The sequence below is a fragment of the Pantoea sp. NGS-ED-1003 genome (assembly GCF_000738765.1).
Lineage (GTDB): Bacteria > Pseudomonadota > Gammaproteobacteria > Enterobacterales > Enterobacteriaceae > Pantoea > Pantoea septica.
Window position 1 is genome coordinate 432,911 of the sequence record NZ_JPQA01000001.1, and the last position, 16,583, is coordinate 449,493.

Genomic DNA, 16,583 nt, shown 5'->3' on the forward strand with positions numbered 1-16,583 from the left:
GCCGCTATGGACTTTTCCCGCTTTTTTATCGACCGGCCGATATTCGCCGCCGTTTTGTCGATTTTGATTTTCGTTACCGGCCTGATCGCTATTCCGCTGCTGCCGATCAGCGAATACCCGGACGTGGTGCCGCCCAGCGTGCAGGTGCGCGCCGAATATCCCGGCGCTAACCCGAAGGTGATTGCCGACTCGGTGGCGACGCCGCTGGAAGAGGCGATCAACGGCGTTGAAAATATGATGTATATGAAATCGGTGGCCGGTTCCGACGGCGTGCTGGTGACCACCGTCACCTTCCGTCCCGGCACCGATCCCGATCAGGCGCAGGTGCAGGTGCAGAACCGCGTTGCCCAGGCGGAAGCGCGCCTGCCGGAGGATGTGCGCCGCCTCGGCATCACCACCCAGAAGATGTCGCCGACGCTGACGCTGGTGGTGCATATGTTCTCGCCGCACGGTAAGTACGACTCGCTCTACCTGCGCAACTACGCCACGCTGAAGGTGAAGGATGAGCTGGCGCGCCTGCCGGGCGTGGGCCAGATTCAGATCTTCGGCGCGGGCGAATATGCGATGCGCGTCTGGCTCGATCCCAACAAGGTGGCCGCGCGCGGCCTGACCGCCGCCGACGTGATCACGGCGATGCAGGAGCAAAACGTGCAGGTGTCGGCCGGCCAGCTCGGCGCTGAACCGCTGAAGAAGCAGTCCGACTTTCTGCTCTCTATCAACACTGCGGGCCGCCTCGAAAACGAGCAGCAGTTCGGCAATATCATCCTGAAAACCTCGGACGACGGCTCGCTGGTGCGGCTGCGCGACGTGGCGCGCATCGAGATGGGCTCCGGCAGCTATGCGCTGCGCTCGCAGCTCAACAATAAGGACGCGGTCGGCATCGGTATTTTCCAGGCGCCGGGCGCCAACGCCATCGATCTCTCCAACGCGGTGCGCGCCAAAATGGCCGAGCTGGCGACGCGCTTCCCGGACGACGTGCAGTGGGCCGCGCCTTACGACCCTACCGTATTCGTGCGCGACTCCATTAGCGCGGTGGTGCATACGCTGCTGGAAGCGGTCGCCCTGGTGGTGCTGGTGGTGATCCTGTTTCTGCAGACCTGGCGCGCCTCGATCATTCCGCTGCTGGCGGTGCCGGTTTCGGTGGTCGGGACCTTTAGCGTGCTCTACCTGCTCGGCTTCTCGCTCAATACCCTGAGCCTGTTCGGACTGGTGCTGGCGATCGGCATCGTGGTGGATGACGCCATCGTGGTGGTGGAGAACGTCGAGCGTAATATCGCGCTGGGCCTCTCGCCGCAGGCGGCGGCGCATCAGGCGATGCGCGAAGTTTCCGGGCCGATTGTCGCCATCGCGCTGGTGCTCTGCGCCGTGTTCGTGCCGATGGCGTTTCTCTCCGGCGTTACCGGCCAGTTCTATAAGCAGTTCGCGGTCACCATCGCCATCTCCACGGTGATCTCCGCCATCAACTCGCTGACGCTGTCGCCGGCGCTGGCGGCGAAGCTGCTGAAGGATCACCATGCGCCGAAAGATATCCCGACGCGCATTATCGATCGCCTGCTCGGCTGGCTGTTCCGACCGTTCAACCGCTTCTTTAACAGCAGCGCGCACGGCTACGAAGGGCTGGTCGGCAAAACGCTGCGTCGTCGCGGCGCGGTGTTCGGCGTCTACGTGCTGCTGCTGGCGGGCGCGGGCTTTATGTTCCACGCCGTGCCGGGCGGCTTTATCCCGACGCAGGATAAGCTCTACCTGATCGGCGGCGTGAAGATGCCGGAAGGCTCGTCGCTGGAGCGTACCGACGAGATGATCCGCAAGATGAGCGAAATCGGCATGAATACCGAAGGCGTGGCCTACTCCGTCGCCTTCCCCGGCCTGAATGCGCTGCAGTTCACCAACACGCCGAATACCGGCACGGTGTTCTTCGGCCTGAAGCCGTTCAGCGAACGCACCCACAGCGCGGCGGAGATTAACGCGGAAATCAACGCGAAGATCGCCCAGCTGCAGCAGGGCTTCGGCTTCTCGATTATGCCGCCGCCGATTCTGGGCCTCGGCCAGGGTTCGGGCTACTCGCTCTACGTGCAGGATCGCGCGGGGCTGGGCTACGGCGCGCTGCAGACGGCGATCAACACCCTTTCCGGCGCGGTAATGCAGACGCCGGGCATGCACTATCCCATCTCCTCTTATCAGGCGAACGTGCCGCAGCTCGACGTGCAGGTTGACCGCGATAAGGCCAAGGCGCAGGGGGTATCGCTGACCGATCTTTTCAGCACATTGCAGACCTATCTCGGCTCGTCGTACGTTAACGACTTCAACCGCTTCGGCCGCACCTGGCGCGTAATGGCGCAGGCGGACGGCGAGTTTCGCGACAGCGTGGAGGATATCGCTAACCTGCGCACCCGCAACGATCGCGGCGAGATGGTGCCTATCGGCAGCATGGTGCATATCACCACCACCTACGGGCCCGATCCGGTGATCCGCTATAACGGCTACCCGGCGGCGGACCTGATTGGCGACGCCGATCCGCGTATCCTCTCTTCCGCGCAGGCGATGACCCAGCTGGAGGCGATGTCCAGTCAGCTGCTGCCGAACGGCATGAATATCGAGTGGACCGATCTCAGCTATCAGCAGGCGACCCAGGGCAATACCGCCTTTATCGTCTTCCCGGTGGCGGTGCTGCTGGCGTTCCTGGTACTGGCCGCGCTCTATGAGAGCTGGACGCTGCCGCTGGCGGTGATCCTGATCGTGCCGGTGACCATGCTGTCGGCGCTGGTCGGCGTCTGGCTGACCGGCGGCGATAACAACGTCTTCGTGCAGGTCGGTCTGGTGGTGCTAATGGGGCTGGCATGTAAGAACGCCATTCTTATCGTGGAGTTCGCCCGCGAGCTGGAGATGCAGGGCAAAGGCATCGTGGAAGCGGCGCTGGAGGCGTGTCGTCTGCGTCTGCGTCCAATCGTGATGACCTCAATCGCCTTTATCGCCGGCACCGTGCCGCTGATTCTGGGCGAAGGCGCGGGTGCAGAAGTGCGCGGCGTCACCGGCATCACCGTGTTCGCCGGGATGCTGGGCGTTACCCTGTTCGGTCTGTTCCTGACGCCGGTGTTCTACGTCACGCTGCGTAAGCTGGTGACGCGCAAGGCGCCGAAAGAGGCGATGCAGACAGCGTAAAGAGTAAGGGCGGTCAGCGACCGCCCTTTCTTTTATTCAGATGACGGAAGCGGAATGTGAAATTTGCGTAACGCTACGCAATCCGGGCAGACAACGAATTGACAGGCAAAATCAGCCAGGTTAATTTTCCAGGAAGCAAAATCGTGAAGAATTAACGATCAACGCAAAAGCAACAAGGCTATGCTGGGAGGCTGTATGAACAGAGTAAGAGACGAATTTGACGGATTCTAAGCAGATGCAAAATAAATAAGGCGGGCAAGCAACCCGCCTTTTTCATGGATGAAAAATATGACTTCAAACCTGACTATCTGGCCATTTATCAGTAACGCCATCGTCCTGCTCGGCGTTATCGTCGCTACATGCGCCATCTTCTATAACGTGCGCACAGCCAAAAAAACAGAGACCGCAAAATTTTTATTCGAAAGCCGCCAGGATAAAGATTACACGGAATCGTTACACGTTCTTAAAAAAGTAAATCGTTCAGGTAAGTCTTTCCGTTCATATGTTTTTCCGCGAGAAGGTAAAACCATAACGGAAAAAGAGATGCTTGAGCGGCGCAAGTTACAATATATTTTAAATTTTTATGAGAGAGTCGCCGTCAGTATTCGTGAAGGGATATATGATGAGCGGATGATTAAGAGAACCTCTTTTACTACTGTTATTCAAGCCTGGGATATTGCGGAGCCCCTGATTAAGGCGATTAGAGAGCATATTCACTCAGACACGACGTATCAGGAATTTGAGTGGCTGGCCATGCGCTGGAAGCAGAATCCTTTACGGAGAAAATAGCGCGACAAGAAATTGCTTAACCATAAAAAAAGCCGCGTTTAGCGGCTTTTTTTGCACAGGTCTTCGATAGCATCCGGTTCCAGAACAGGCGCGCACTCGGTTTCGTTGCCTTTCTTCAGCTCTTCGAGCGCGTCGGCGACGGTGCGTTTTTCCAGCACGTCCAGCGAAGCCTGCTCGGCTTCATCGGCGATCGATTTGAAGTACCAGCAGAGATTGGCGCTGACCAGACAGCGAGGCGCGACGTCCGGACGCGACGCCCAGAGCTTTTTGTCCTCAATCACCGAGGTATAAATATCGCGCAGCGTGATTTCGCTGGCCGGACGCCCCAGATGAATCGAACCGGTTCGACCAAGCGTCGAAACGATAATGCCGTCGCGGGTGAGCGGAACCATCAGCTTACGGATGAAACTGGGATTCGCCTCAAGGCCGTATGCCAGAATGGCGCTGGTCGAGCGTTTACCCATTTGCTCCGCCATCGCTACGCTAAGAACCATTTGCAAAGCTGTCGGGAAGCGGTAATCAAGCATTTCATTATCCTGAGTTGCGGTGCATCTTATTGTTTTATTGCCGCGTAAGTGAACATTCAGTGAGCAATAAATATAACAAACACTGTTGCTTTTTAGAAGCAAGGCGACGGCGCCAGGGCACGTATTCATTAAAACCCGGCAGCCGACAGCACAAGCTGTTCAGCCCGCGCCGCGCCAGCCTCCGCCCTGCCCTTAAAGCGCCGCTGGCGGGGCCGACGGCAGCCGATTTTTCAGCAGCATCACCAGCGCCACGTTAAGCAGCGCCAGCGCGCAAAGCATCCATAGCGTAGCGGACGCGCCGAAGGTTTCAAACAGATATCCGCCCGCCAGAGGCGTTAGCGCCTGACCGATAAGCGCCGGACGCGCCATCCGGCCAACCACTACGGCATACGCCTCCGGTTTGACCATCGCCAGCGGTAAAGTTCCCCGCACGATGGCGCGCAGGCCATTTCCTGCGCCATAAAGCACCATGCTGAGCAGCGCAAGCTGCGGGAATAGCGCCAGCGACAGCAGGCCGAGCGCCACCAGGCAGACCGAGAAAAAGGCGGTCCAGATGGGATGGCCGCGTTTAAACAGAATATCGACGACGCGCGATCCCACCTGACACGGCCCCAGAATGGCGCTGAGCCCCAGCGCGGCAGCCAGCGTGTAGCCGCTCGCCTGCAGCAAAGCGATCAGCTGTACCGAGATTGCCGTCATGATCACCGAGGCGAGCGTAAAAATGGCGCACAGCAGCCAGAACAGCGACGGCGCGATATCGCTCTGCGGCACAGGCGCTATCGCCGCTTTCGGCTTCAGGGCCGCCGCTTTATCCGGCAGCGCATAAAAATAGGCGGGCAGCACCAGCAGCAGCAGCATCGCGGCGATAGCGAAACAGGCGCCGCGCCAGCCAAGCAGATGAATCAACAACGCGGTGCCAGGCCACACCAGCGAGGTGCAAAAGCCGGAGATGAGCGTAATGCTGGTAATGGCGCTGCGCGCCTGGCTGCCGTAGCGCGTGCCCAACGTGGCGAACAGCGCGTCGTAGAGTCCCATCGCCATGCCGACGCCGATAACGACCCAGGCGGCAAGAAACAGCAGCAGCGAATGGCTTAAGCCCATTATCGCAAGCCCGATCGCCATCACCGCCCCGCTCAGCGCCAGCAGCATCCGGCCGCCGGTGCGCGCGATAATGCGTCCGCTCAATGGCGCCAGCAGGCCGGATACCAGAATGCCGAGCGACAGCGCGCCATAGACCCACCGCTGCGACCAGCCGGTTTCCACGACGATCGGGGCCGCCATTACCGCCATCAGATAAAACGAGCCGCCCCAGGAGAGTATCTGCACCAGCCCCAGCACCACTACCGCCAGCACGCCGGGTTTATTCCGTTGATTCACATCCGTCACCCTTTTTTACAGTAGCGGCTTTTATAACATGTTATGAGATAAGGAAAAAACCGAAACGGCGCCGCTCGCCCTGCTTTGCCTGTTTAGCCGTCAGTCCGCACGGTTTTATTGATTAGTATCTTAAGTATGCTGTAACTAATAGTGCAGATTGCATGCAGCGACAATCTCTGTCACATTATGGTATGTTGTAACTATGGAGACCGCTGATGCGTTACGACCTGATTTCCGACCTGCATGACTGCGCTAACCGCCTCGAACAGTCGCTGGGCGAGTTGCGCGAGATGATTATGGCGCAGCCGCTGCTGATCGCGCGGGTGTTCTCGCTGCCGCCGATTGAAAAAGGCCATGAGCATGACGCGGTGACCGAAATCGCCGTTGAGCAGCACCTGGGCGAAGCCGCGCGCGAGATGGCGCTGGCGCACTTCTGTCGGCTCTTTATGCAGCATCAGTCAGAAAAGCTGAGCACCAAAGCGGCCGTGCGCCTGCCCGGCGCGCTCTGCATTGAAGCCGAAGGCGAACGCGAAACCGCCCTTATCGACCAGATCGCGCAGGTGAATCAATACAAGGCGCGGCTGGAGCAGATCATCACGGTGGAATCGGGCCTGCCGAGCGAGGCGCGCTTTGAGTTCGTGCACCAGCATCTGCGCGGCCTGATTACCCTTAACGCCTATCGTACCATTACCCTGCTGCAGGCGCCGGACAGCCTGCGTTTCGGCTGGGCCAACAAGCACGTGATTAAAAACGTAAAGCGCGAGGAAATTATCGCCCAGCTGGAAAAGAGCCTCAGCGCGAACCGCGCGCAGGCGCCCTGGACGCGCGAGCAGTGGGCGGAAAAGGTGCAGGATGAGCTGGAGAGCGTGCGCGCCCTGCCCGCCACCGCGCGGCTGAAGATCAAGCGCCCGGTGAAGGTGCAGCCGATCGCGCGCGTCTGGCGCGCCAATGAGAAAAAACAGACGCAGCTCGCCTGTCCGTCGCCAATCGTCGTGCTGTGTCGCGACCGCAGCCAGGTGCCGGTGCTGGGCGAACTGCTGAACTACAACGCGGATAACGTGCAGCACCGCTATAAGCCGGCGGCGCAGCCGCTTAACCTGCTGATCCCGCGGCTGCACCTGTGGGTCGACTGCCCGATATAACGAAAAAAGGCCAGCAGCGCTGGCCTTTTATTACGACGGCGGATTACGCCTTCATGCTGCCGACCATCTCTTCCGGACGCACCCATGCGTCAAACTCTTCTTCGGTAAGATAGCCCAGCTTCAGCGCCGAGCCTTTCAGCGTCAGCCCCTCTTTATGCGCCTTCTTCGCGATTTCGGCCGCTTTGTCGTAGCCGATATGGGTATTCAGCGCGGTCACCAGCATCAGCGACTCATTGAGCAGCTGCGAAATGCGGTCGCGGTTCGGCTCGATGCCGACGGCGCAATGGTGGTTAAAGCTGTCCATGCCGTCAGCCAGCAGGCGCACCGACTGCAGGAAGTTGTGGATCACCATCGGCCGGAAGACGTTCAGCTCGAAGTTGCCCGACGCCCCGCCGATATTGATCGCCACGTCGTTGCCCATGACCTGGCAGCAGAGCATGGTCATCGCTTCGCACTGGGTCGGGTTGACCTTGCCCGGCATGATAGAGCTGCCCGGCTCGTTTTCCGGAATAGAGAGCTCGCCGATGCCGCAGCGCGGGCCTGACGCCAGCCAGCGCACGTCGTTGGCGATCTTCATCAGCGAGGCCGCCAGCCCTTTCAGCGCGCCGTGCGCGTGCACCAGCGCATCGGTGGTCGCCAGCGCCTCGAATTTATTTGGCGCGGTGACGAACGGCTGTCCGGTCAGCTCGGCCAGCGCTTTCGCTACGCGCACCGCATATTCCGGATGGGTATTCAGCCCGGTGCCGACGGCGGTGCCGCCCAGCGCCAGTTCGGCGACGTGAGGAATGCTCTGCTCGATGTGTCGAAGGTTATGCTCCAGCATCGCCACCCAGCCGGAGATCTCCTGGCCCAGGGTCAGCGGCGTCGCATCCTGCAGATGGGTGCGGCCGATCTTGACGATATCCTGAAAGGCGCTGGACTTCTCGCTCAGGGTTTTCTTCAGCGTTTCAATCTGCGGAATCAGCTTTTCGCGCAGCGCGATCACTGCCGCCACGTGCATTGCGGTCGGGAAGACGTCGTTAGAGCTCTGGCTTTTGTTAACGTCGTCGTTGGGGTGCACCAGCCGCGACATGCCGCGTTCGCCGCCGAGGATCTCGCTGGCGCGGTTGGCCAGCACCTCGTTCATGTTCATATTGGTCTGGGTACCGGAGCCGGTTTGCCAGATCGCCAGCGGGAATTCGCCGCTGTGCTGATCGGCCAGCACCTCGTCGGCGGCTTTAACAATGGCGTCCGCGCGTTCAGCCGGCAGCAGGCCGAGATCGCGGTTGACGGTGGCGGCGGCGCGCTTGGTCTGCGCCAGCGCATAGACCAGCTCGGTAGGCATTTTTTCTGTCGAGATACGGAAGTGTTCCAGCGAGCGCTGCGTTTGCGCGCCCCATAACTTGTCTGCGGGTACATCAATGGGCCCCATTGAATCTTTTTCAATGCGCGTGGCTGCCATGTCTACGTCTCCTTTAGCACAGGTTGTGGTGATTGGTCGCCCAGCGCGGGAAGAACACTGGACGCGTAGAATTCTTACATACAAGAATTTAACATTATGCGAGTCTGACGCGCTGTTTGCACTTCATATGTATTAACGGTGCCATTTTCTGCTTTAATAGGCGCAATAACTTCCCGTGATTAAAGGGTTAATTATGCAAAAAATGGTCAATTCGCTGCAAAATTACGCGTGGGGCAGCAGAACCGCCTTAACGGAACTCTACGGCATCGCCAATCCCAGCGGCGCGCCGATGGCGGAGTTGTGGATGGGCGCGCATCCCAAAAGTTCTTCACAGGTTGAGGTCAAGGGCGAGCGTCGTTCGCTGCGCGACGTGATTGACGCCGCGCCCGAGGAGACGCTGGGCTATGCGGTGGCGAAACGCTTTGGCGAGCTTCCTTTCCTGTTTAAGGTGCTGTGCGCCGCTCAGCCGCTGTCGATTCAGGTTCATCCCAGCAAAAGCGCGGCGGAAGAGGGTTTCGCACGCGAGAACGCGGCGGGCGTCCCGCTCAATGCGCCGGAGCGTAACTATAAAGACGCCAACCATAAGCCGGAGCTGGTCTACGCGCTGACCCCTTTCCAGGCGATGAACGGCTTTCGCGAGCTGCCGGAGATCGCCTCGCTGCTGCAGCCGGTGGCGGGCGCGCATCCGCAGATCGCTCACTTTTTGCAGCATCCCGACAGCGATAATCTGGCGACGCTGTTCACCACTCTGCTGTCGCTGCAGGGGGAAGCGAAGTCGCTGGCGCTGGGCGTGCTGAAAGCCGCGCTCAACGCGCGCGACGGCCAGCCGTGGGAAACCATTAAGGCGATCGCGGCGGATTACCCGGACGACAGCGGGCTGTTTTCGCCGCTGCTGCTGAACGTGATTACGCTGCAGCCGGGCGAAGCGATGTTTCTTTACGCCGAGACGCCGCACGCCTACCTCAACGGCGTGGCGCTGGAGGTGATGGCCAACTCCGATAACGTGCTGCGCGCCGGCCTGACGCCGAAATATATCGATATTCCCGAGCTGCTCGCCAACGTCAAGTTTCAGTCAAAACCGGCGTCGCAGCTGCTGACCCAGCCGCAACAGCAGGATCGCGCCCTGAACTTCCCCATTCCGGTGGAGGATTTCGCTTTCGCCATTCACGCGCTGGACAGCGAACCGCAGATCCTCTCGCAGGAGAGCGCGGCCATCCTGTTTTGCATTGAAGGCGAGGCGACGCTGACCCTGGGCCAGCAGCAGCTGACGCTGCGTCCGGGAGAATCCTGCTTTGTTCCTGCCAGCGACGGCGCGCTGAAAGCCACCGGAAGCGGCCGCCTGGCGCGCGTTTTTAACGCATTGCGCTGATTCGGCTGACGGAACTGGCCCTAACTGCTATTATTTCAATCTATTAGCGAAAAACGCCCGCGGGCGTTTTTCTTCCCTCGCCGGACGTCGGACAGCGGCGTAAGCGGACACAAGGATAAGGACGACTCAGCAATGAAAAAGACCAACGTTGCCGTAGGTGTGATTATCGCCCTGGGCGTAATCTGGACCGGCGCGGCATGGTTTACCGGTAAGCAGCTGGAAAGCCATATGGATGAACTGGTGCAGAACGCCAATACGCAGCTTAACGCTCTGGCGCCCAACAGCCGCCTCAAGCTCAGCTATCAGGATTACCAGCGCGGCGTATTCAGCAGCACCGCGAAACTGGTGCTGCAGGCCAACTCCCAGACAGAAGATAACGCTTTCCTGAAGCCCGGCCAGAGCATCGTCTTTAACGAAACCATCGATCATGGCCCCTTCCCGTTCGCCCAGCTGCGTCGCTTTACGCTGATCCCGAGCATGGCGTCGGTGCACACCGAGCTGGAAAATACCGATGCGCTGAAAAATCTGTTCGCCCTGACCGACAATAAATCGCCGGCGAATGCGGATACCCGCATCGGCTATAGCGGCGCGACCGATACCGCTCTGCACTTTTTGCCGGTTAATTACCAGAATGCGCAGACCGGCCAGCGCGTGGCGACCAACGGCGGCACGCTGAACGTCAGCGCAGACAGCAAAGGCGATAAAGTCTCGGTAGACAGCGATATCGACAGCATCGCCATCACCAGCAAAAACGAGATGGGCATGCCGGTGCTGTTTACCGCTAACGGCGTGAAGGTAAGCGGCAATACGCACCTGACGCCGGAAGGCGTGCGCATCGGCGATCAGAAAGTCGAGCTGGAGAAATTCAACGCCAGCGTCAACGGCAAGGATGCGCTGACGCTGCAAAAGCTCAACGGCACCTCGTCGTTTGATAACAAAGCGGGCAAAATCAGCGGCAATATCGACTATCGCGTCGATAACGTGCACCTGCAGAACAACGATTTCGGCGAAGCGAAGCTGAGCATGAAGCTGGCGCAGTTCGACGCCCAGGCGGTGAAAGCCTTCTCCGACAACTACCATGCGCAGATGCAGGACCTGCTGAATCAGCCGGGCCTCGCTAACGATCCGATTCGCTACCAGGCTGGCGTCAACACTATTCTGATGAATAACCTGCCGACGCTGCTGAAAGGCGCGCCGATGGTCAGCATCGCGCCGCTGAGCTGGAAAAACGAGAAAGGCGAAAGCACCTTTAACCTCACCGCTAACTTCAACGATCCCGCTACCGTGACCGGACAGCCGCAAAATCTCTCCGGCATGGTAGATCGCGTGCTGAAGAGCTTATCGGCCAAGCTGGTGATCAATATGCCGATGGCGACCGAAGTGATGCGCAACGTCGGCCTGGCCGAGGGTTATACCGGCGACGACGCGCAGAAGCTGGCGGATCAGCAGGTGAAAGGCCTGGCGGCGATGGGCCAGATGTTCCGTCTGACCCAGCAGCAGGATAACAATATCGTCACCAGCCTGCAGTACAACGGCGGCCAGGTGAACATGAACGGCGACACCATGACGCTGGAGCAGTTTATGTCGCGCTATATGCTCGGCCTGCCCACCAGCGAAGGCATGCCGCAGTAAGCAACCCGCCTCGCGATGAAGAAGCTGGTCACCTTGCGTGACCAGCCTTTCCGCCTTCTGCATTTCCCTGCACTGATAATCTTACGCCTCGTTACGCGCGGTTTTCGCCGCAGGCAGCGGCGCGCCCGTAAGCTGCTCCTCCAGTTTCTCCAGCGTGACGCCACGGGTTTCGGGCACTTTTTTTACCACGAACAGAAAACCTACGGCACAGATCAGACCATAGAGTAGAAAACTGCCTGCTGCGCCCAGTCCGGCGTTGAGCAGCGGAAAGGTGTAGGTCAGGATAAAGCAGGCGATCCAGAGCGCCAGGGTGCCCACCGACATCGCCAGCCCGCGCACCCGGTTCGGGAAGATTTCCGCCAGCAGCACCCAGGTGACCGGCGCAAGCGTGAGCGCATAGATGGCGATAGCGGCCAGCACCAGAATCAGCACCGGCCATCCCAGCATGCCCAGCATATAGGCGGCGGCGATAAGGCCGTAACAGAGCGTTAAGCCGCCCGCGCCCAGCAGCATCAGCCTGCGTCGGCCCAGGCGATCCACCAGCGGCAGCGCGAGCAGCGTCGCCAGCAGATTGATCAGGCCGGTAGCGACGATCGATTTCAACGTCCCGTTAATATCGAAGCCTGCGGAGGCGAAAATCTCCTGCGCATAGTTGAAAATGACGTTGATGCCGCACCACTGCTGGAACACCGCCAGTACGATGCCGATCGCCATCACCGGCGCGATACGGGGTTCGAAAAGCGTGCCGAGGGAAGCGCGCTTCGCGTTTTTATCTTTTTCAACCGCCAGCGAAATTTCCGTCAGGGTTTGCTGCGCATAGGGCTCGGGGCCGATTTTTCGCAGCATGGCATGGGCGCGTTCTTTTTTGCCCGCCATCACCAGCCAGCGCGGCGATTCGGGCACAAAAAACATCAGCACCAGGAAGAGCGTCGAGGGGATCGCGGCGGAGGCGAACATCCAGCGCCAGCCATATTCGCCGTTCCAGCTTTGACGCAGCGTCTCCTGGGTAGCCTCACTGGCGACCGGCTCGGCGATCAGCAGGTTCACCAGCTGTGCCGCCAACACCCCGATGACAATCGTCAGCTGATTAACCGCAACGAACTTGCCGCGTTTGTCCGCTGGGCTGATCTCCGCGATATACATAGGGCTGAGCGCCGAGGCGATGCCGATGCCGACGCCGCCGAGAATGCGGCACCAGACAAAGAGTTCGAAACTGGTGGCCAGCGCGGTGCCGATCGAGGTGGTAACGAAGAGCAGCGCAGCGATCATCAGCGGGATTTTGCGGCCGAACCGGTCTGCTGACCAGCCAGAAACCACGGCGCCAACCACGCAGCCGACCAGCGCCGAGCTCATCGCCCAGCCGGAGGTGGCCGGATCGGTAATGCCGAACCAGGCTTCATAGAAGGGTTTGGCGCCGCCGATTACCACCCAGTCATAGCCGAAGAGCAAGCCGCCGCACGCCGCCACGAGGCAGATTCCCCACACATAACGCATAAAGAGCTGTTGTTGTTGTTTCACGTCGCTACTCCGCAGGAGGGTCAAGGTGCGGCTATATGACCACCCTTCACGCAGAGTGAAAGTTCAGAGGCTCACAGATTTTAGTTAAAGGAGTTTACTAAGTCAGCCGGTCGCGGTGTTTTCAACGTAGAGGTATCCGATGCCCAGCAGCTGGCTTGCCCGATCCAACTGGCCGAAATGGATATTGGTCGCCCTGTTTTTCACGCTGTCGCGCGGATCGAAAGGGTTGAAGTCGATCTGCCGCACAATGGTTTGCCGCCAGCTTTCGCCGAAGGCGCAACTGCGGCCGTAGAGCCATATCTGATTAATATTCAGCGTATTAAGGAAATTATACAGGCTCATGCCGATCGCTTCGGCCGCCTGATTCACCCAGTGGATAATCCAGGCGTCACCGCGCTGCCAGAGCGCGAAGAGTTCGCGATTCGTCAGCGGCGCCGCGCTGTCGATAGCGCGGGCCGCCTGTTTCATGGCGCTCAGCGACGCCACCGTTTCCAGACAGCCCCGACGACCGCAGCTACAGCGCCTGCCCTGCGGATCGACGATGGTGTGGCCGATTTGCCCGCTGCCATAGAGGTTGCCGCGAAAGATCTCGCCGTTGATGACGAAAGAGGAGCCGATGCCGTAGTCGACGTTGATGACGCAGAACTCGCTCTGCTGATTGCGGTTCAGCCACTTTTCCGCCAGCGCCAGCATGATGCAGTCATTGTCTACTCTGACCTCGATGCTCAGACGCTCTTCCAGCAAATATTTCAGCTCGACCGGCGCCTTCCAGGCAGCCTGCGGCATATGCTGCGAGACGCCGGTGACGGGATCGACCTGGCCATGCACCGCCAGCGCCAGATTGATTTTTTTCTTTGGCCATTGCTGGCAAACCTGCCGCCACAACGCTTCTGTCTCCTTCAACAGCGCGTCGGGGGTCGCGGCGTCGATCGCACGCTGCTGACACTCCCCCTGCGCGACCAGCTGCGCGTCCGCCAGCTGATATTCGATACGCGTCGGCGTAATGCACATGCAGAGCGTCCAGGGGCCGGTGGAGGGCAGTTGATAGCTGCCGCCGTTGACGCCGCGATGGCTCAGCGCCACGTCGGAATGAACGATTTTCCCCTCGTCGATAAGCTCGTTCAGGATTTTGGTGGTGGCCGGGATGGTTAGCCCGCTTAGCTGCGCCAGCTGCGATTTGCTGACCTGTTTATGCCGCCACATCAGGGTCATAAACAGCGTTTTATTGTGTTTGCGCACCTGAAAGTTGTTTAAGCCGATCTGCTTCATTGCGTTTGAGCCCCATAAGGTGAGAAATGCAGTATCGCTTATGTTAGTAAACAGCGTTAACTAACTTCTGTGACGCCTCCTCCAGCCTCCGTTATCCGCTTGTTTTAGAGTGCGGCTTCATTAAGCCCGGAGGAGAAACCATGGCATTTGCTCTTCGCGACCCGCATCAGCTGGCGGCAGAACTCACCACCACGCAGGTGCCCTGTCATGCGCTGGCCGTCTGGAGTCTGGGACAGGCCGGCATGATTATTAAAAATCACGCCGGCGATCTGGTGGCGATCGATCCCTACTTAAGCGACGCCATCGAACGGCGACATCCCGACACGGAGTTCGTGCGCCGCTTCCCGCCGGTATTGCCCCCTGAGGCGCTGGCGGTGTGCGACGCGGTGTTGATTACCCATTTTCACGATGACCATCTCGATCTGGCGACGCTTGAGCCGCTGGCGGAGAAGGCGCCGCAGCTGCCGATCTGGATCCCGGCGCCGGACGGCCGACTTTTGCAGGCGGAAAATCGTCGCCTCGGCGGTCAGGTGCGGCTGGCGAAAACCGGCAGCCTGATTGAGGCGGGCGAGTTTCAAATTTTGCCGGTGGCCGCGGCGCACAGCGACTACGAACGCGATGACGAGGGCAACGACCGTTATTTAGGCTATTACCTCCGCTGCGGCGCGCTCAGCCTGTGGCACAGCGGCGATACCCTGGTGACCGAGGCGCTGCAGAGCCAGATGGCGCAGCTCAGGCCGCACATTTGCGTGCTGCCCATCAACGGCGGCGATGTTGCCCGCGGCCGACGCGGCATTATGCCGAATATGAGTTTTCGCGATGCGGCGGATCTGCACCACGCCATCGGCGGCGATCTGCTGCTGCCCTGTCATTACGATCTCTTTAGCTGCAACAGCGACAACCCCGCCTGGTTTGTCGATGACCTGCTGACCCGCTATCCCGGCAAGAAATTTCATTTGCTGATGCCAGGCGAGCGCTTCCTCTATCTCGCCTGAAACCACACCCTACTCATGGAATCACCTGCTATGACAAAAATAACATCTGCGGTGCCCTCGCCTTTGCTGCGCCGCCTCGGCATCCCGCCGGCGCTCGCCTGGGGCTATATTGCGGTGCTGCTTTTTATGATCGGCGACGGCGTGGAATCTAACTATCTGGCGCCCTACCTGAGCCACCACGGCTTTACCCTCGATATCGCCGCCGCGGTGATCGCCTTTTATGGCGTAACGGTCACGCTGGGCTCCTGGCTGGCCGGTTCGCTTTCGACCCTGATTGGGCCGCGTCGGGTCATGCTGCTTGGCGGCGTGATTTGGGTGGTGTTTGAGCTGCTGTTTCTCGCCTTTGCGCTGCCTGCGCAAAGCGTGGTGGGCATCGCGCTGACCTACGGCCTGCGCGGCATCGCCTACCCGATGTTCGCCTATGCGTTTCTGGTCTGGATCCAGTCCGCCGCGCCGCTGGAGATGCGCGGTTCCGCTACCGGCTGGTTCTGGCTTGCCTTTACCGGCGGTCTGCCGACGCTCGGTTCGCTGGTGGCGATTTTTTCCATCAGGGTGATCGGTGAATACGCGACCTTCTGGCTCTCGCTGGTGCTGGTGGCGTCAGGCATCGTGGTGATGCTGGTCGCCGTTAAAGAGCGCACCGGCTATGGCCCGCTGCTGGATGAGGATCAGCGTCGTCAGGGCGTCTGGCGAACGCTGATGGGCGGCATCGATATTCTCTGGCGTGAACCGCGCATCGCCGCCGCCGCGGTAGTGCGCATTATCAATACCACGCCCTACTTTGGCTTTTTTATCTTTCTGCCGGGCTTCTTTACCGAGCGCATCGGCTTCTCGCAAACGGAATATCTCAGCCTGATCACCATCATGGGTCTGGTTGGCATGAGCTTTAATCCTGTCGTCGGCAAACTGAGCGACCGCATCGGCTGGCGTAAGGTGCTGACCTTCTTCGGCGGCCTGGGCTCCTGCATCTCGATGCTGCTGATGTACTTCGTGCCGCAGTGGAGCGGCGGCAGCTTCGCGCTCAGCGTGCTCTTCGCCTGCCTGTACGGCATCACGCTGTGCGGCTACGTGCCCGCCGCCGCGCTCTTCTCCTCGCTGTGTGAAAAGAAAGACAAAGGCAACGCCATGGCGATTTACTGTTTCGCCGCCGGGCTCTCCACCTTCTTTGGCCCCGCACTCTATAGCGGCCTGAACGCCCTGTTCGGCACCGAAGGCGTCATCTGGTGCTACGCGCTGCTTTATCTCATCAGCGCGGTCACCTCCTGGTGTTTTTTACTCACTCCGCTCGACCCAGGCGAGCAGAACAACCCCGCCGCCAGGCGGCTACGCAAGCTGAACTCGGCGCTTACGGAATAAAGGTAACAA

At 59.7% G+C, this 16,583-nt stretch carries 12 protein-coding genes; 7 read left to right on the plus strand and 5 right to left on the minus strand.

The features are described 5' to 3' along the window. Nucleotides 1–6: 6 nt before the first annotated feature. Complete coding sequence (gene oqxB / locus JS46_RS01990) at nt 7–3,159, plus strand: multidrug efflux RND transporter permease subunit OqxB (RefSeq protein ID WP_033747327.1); 3,153 nt, start codon at nt 7–9, stop codon at nt 3,157–3,159. A 288-nt stretch (nt 3,160–3,447) separates the two neighbouring features. Next, the gene (locus JS46_RS01995; RefSeq protein ID WP_033747330.1) at nt 3,448–3,948 is read left to right on the plus strand and encodes a DUF4760 domain-containing protein; all 501 of its coding nucleotides are present in this window, start codon (nt 3,448–3,450) and stop codon (nt 3,946–3,948) included. 38 nt (nt 3,949–3,986) lie between these two features. On the opposite strand, the gene JS46_RS02000 is transcribed toward JS46_RS01995, so the two are convergent. Both JS46_RS02000 and JS46_RS02005 read right to left on the minus strand, forming a co-directional pair. Next, a complete protein-coding gene (locus tag JS46_RS02000) occupies nt 3,987–4,475 on the minus strand; it encodes an Rrf2 family transcriptional regulator (RefSeq protein ID WP_033747332.1) in 489 nt (162 codons plus the stop codon). 192 nt (nt 4,476–4,667) lie between these two features. Beyond that, nucleotides 4,668–5,852, minus strand: coding sequence for an MFS transporter (locus JS46_RS02005; RefSeq protein ID WP_033747333.1), 1,185 nt, complete (start codon nt 5,850–5,852; stop codon nt 4,668–4,670). A gap of 212 nt (nt 5,853–6,064) precedes the next feature. Between JS46_RS02005 and tus the strand changes: the two genes are divergently transcribed. Then, entirely contained in the window at nt 6,065–6,994 is a 930-nt protein-coding gene (gene tus, locus JS46_RS02010; protein WP_033747335.1) for a DNA replication terminus site-binding protein, read from the plus strand. A 43-nt stretch (nt 6,995–7,037) separates the two neighbouring features. Here tus and fumC read toward each other — a convergent pair whose 3' ends face one another. Next, the gene (gene fumC / locus JS46_RS02015) at nt 7,038–8,435 is read right to left on the minus strand and encodes a class II fumarate hydratase (RefSeq protein ID WP_033747337.1); all 1,398 of its coding nucleotides are present in this window, start codon (nt 8,433–8,435) and stop codon (nt 7,038–7,040) included. A gap of 193 nt (nt 8,436–8,628) precedes the next feature. Between fumC and manA the strand changes: the two genes are divergently transcribed. Next, the gene (manA, locus tag JS46_RS02020; RefSeq protein WP_033747339.1) at nt 8,629–9,804 is read left to right on the plus strand and encodes a mannose-6-phosphate isomerase; all 1,176 of its coding nucleotides are present in this window, start codon (nt 8,629–8,631) and stop codon (nt 9,802–9,804) included. Between the two features lie 132 nt (nt 9,805–9,936). Further along, nucleotides 9,937–11,436 carry a YdgA family protein gene (locus tag JS46_RS02025; RefSeq protein ID WP_033747340.1) on the plus strand — a complete coding sequence of 500 codons (1,500 nt, stop codon included), beginning with the start codon at nt 9,937–9,939 and terminating at the stop codon, nt 11,434–11,436. Nucleotides 11,437–11,517: 81 nt separating this feature from the next. Here the strand turns inward: JS46_RS02025 and JS46_RS02030 are convergent, their stop codons facing one another. Continuing rightward, the gene (locus JS46_RS02030; protein ID WP_152560658.1) at nt 11,518–12,930 is read right to left on the minus strand and encodes a sugar porter family MFS transporter; all 1,413 of its coding nucleotides are present in this window, start codon (nt 12,928–12,930) and stop codon (nt 11,518–11,520) included. Nucleotides 12,931–13,056: 126 nt separating this feature from the next. Next, nucleotides 13,057–14,223: an ROK family transcriptional regulator gene (locus JS46_RS02035; RefSeq protein ID WP_033747342.1), complete on the minus strand. Its 1,167-nt coding sequence runs from the start codon at nt 14,221–14,223 to the stop codon at nt 13,057–13,059. 140 nt (nt 14,224–14,363) lie between these two features. Here JS46_RS02035 and JS46_RS02040 point away from each other — a divergent pair, with 140 nt between their 5' ends. Beyond that, entirely contained in the window at nt 14,364–15,218 is an 855-nt protein-coding gene (locus tag JS46_RS02040; RefSeq protein ID WP_051905545.1) for an MBL fold metallo-hydrolase, read from the plus strand. A gap of 30 nt (nt 15,219–15,248) precedes the next feature. Then, nucleotides 15,249–16,574, plus strand: coding sequence for an MFS transporter (locus JS46_RS02045; RefSeq protein ID WP_033747344.1), 1,326 nt, complete (start codon nt 15,249–15,251; stop codon nt 16,572–16,574). Nucleotides 16,575–16,583 lie beyond the last annotated feature (9 nt).

What these genes read in the sequence shown, in the direction of transcription:
- oqxB (WP_033747327.1), top strand. Translation starts at nt 7, where the DNA reads ATGGACTTTTCCCGCTTTTTTATCGACCGGCCGATATTCGCCGCCGTT.
- JS46_RS01995 (WP_033747330.1), top strand. Translation starts at nt 3,448, where the DNA reads ATGACTTCAAACCTGACTATCTGGCCATTTATCAGTAACGCCATCGTC.
- JS46_RS02000 (WP_033747332.1), bottom strand. Translation starts at nt 4,475, where the DNA reads ATGCTTGATTACCGCTTCCCGACAGCTTTGCAAATGGTTCTTAGCGTA.
- fumC (WP_033747337.1), bottom strand. Translation starts at nt 8,435, where the DNA reads ATGGCAGCCACGCGCATTGAAAAAGATTCAATGGGGCCCATTGATGTA.
- manA (WP_033747339.1), top strand. Translation starts at nt 8,629, where the DNA reads ATGCAAAAAATGGTCAATTCGCTGCAAAATTACGCGTGGGGCAGCAGA.
- JS46_RS02025 (WP_033747340.1), top strand. Translation starts at nt 9,937, where the DNA reads ATGAAAAAGACCAACGTTGCCGTAGGTGTGATTATCGCCCTGGGCGTA.
- JS46_RS02030 (WP_152560658.1), bottom strand. Translation starts at nt 12,930, where the DNA reads ATGCGTTATGTGTGGGGAATCTGCCTCGTGGCGGCGTGCGGCGGCTTG.
- JS46_RS02035 (WP_033747342.1), bottom strand. Translation starts at nt 14,223, where the DNA reads ATGAAGCAGATCGGCTTAAACAACTTTCAGGTGCGCAAACACAATAAA.
- JS46_RS02040 (WP_051905545.1), top strand. Translation starts at nt 14,364, where the DNA reads ATGGCATTTGCTCTTCGCGACCCGCATCAGCTGGCGGCAGAACTCACC.
- JS46_RS02045 (WP_033747344.1), top strand. Translation starts at nt 15,249, where the DNA reads ATGACAAAAATAACATCTGCGGTGCCCTCGCCTTTGCTGCGCCGCCTC.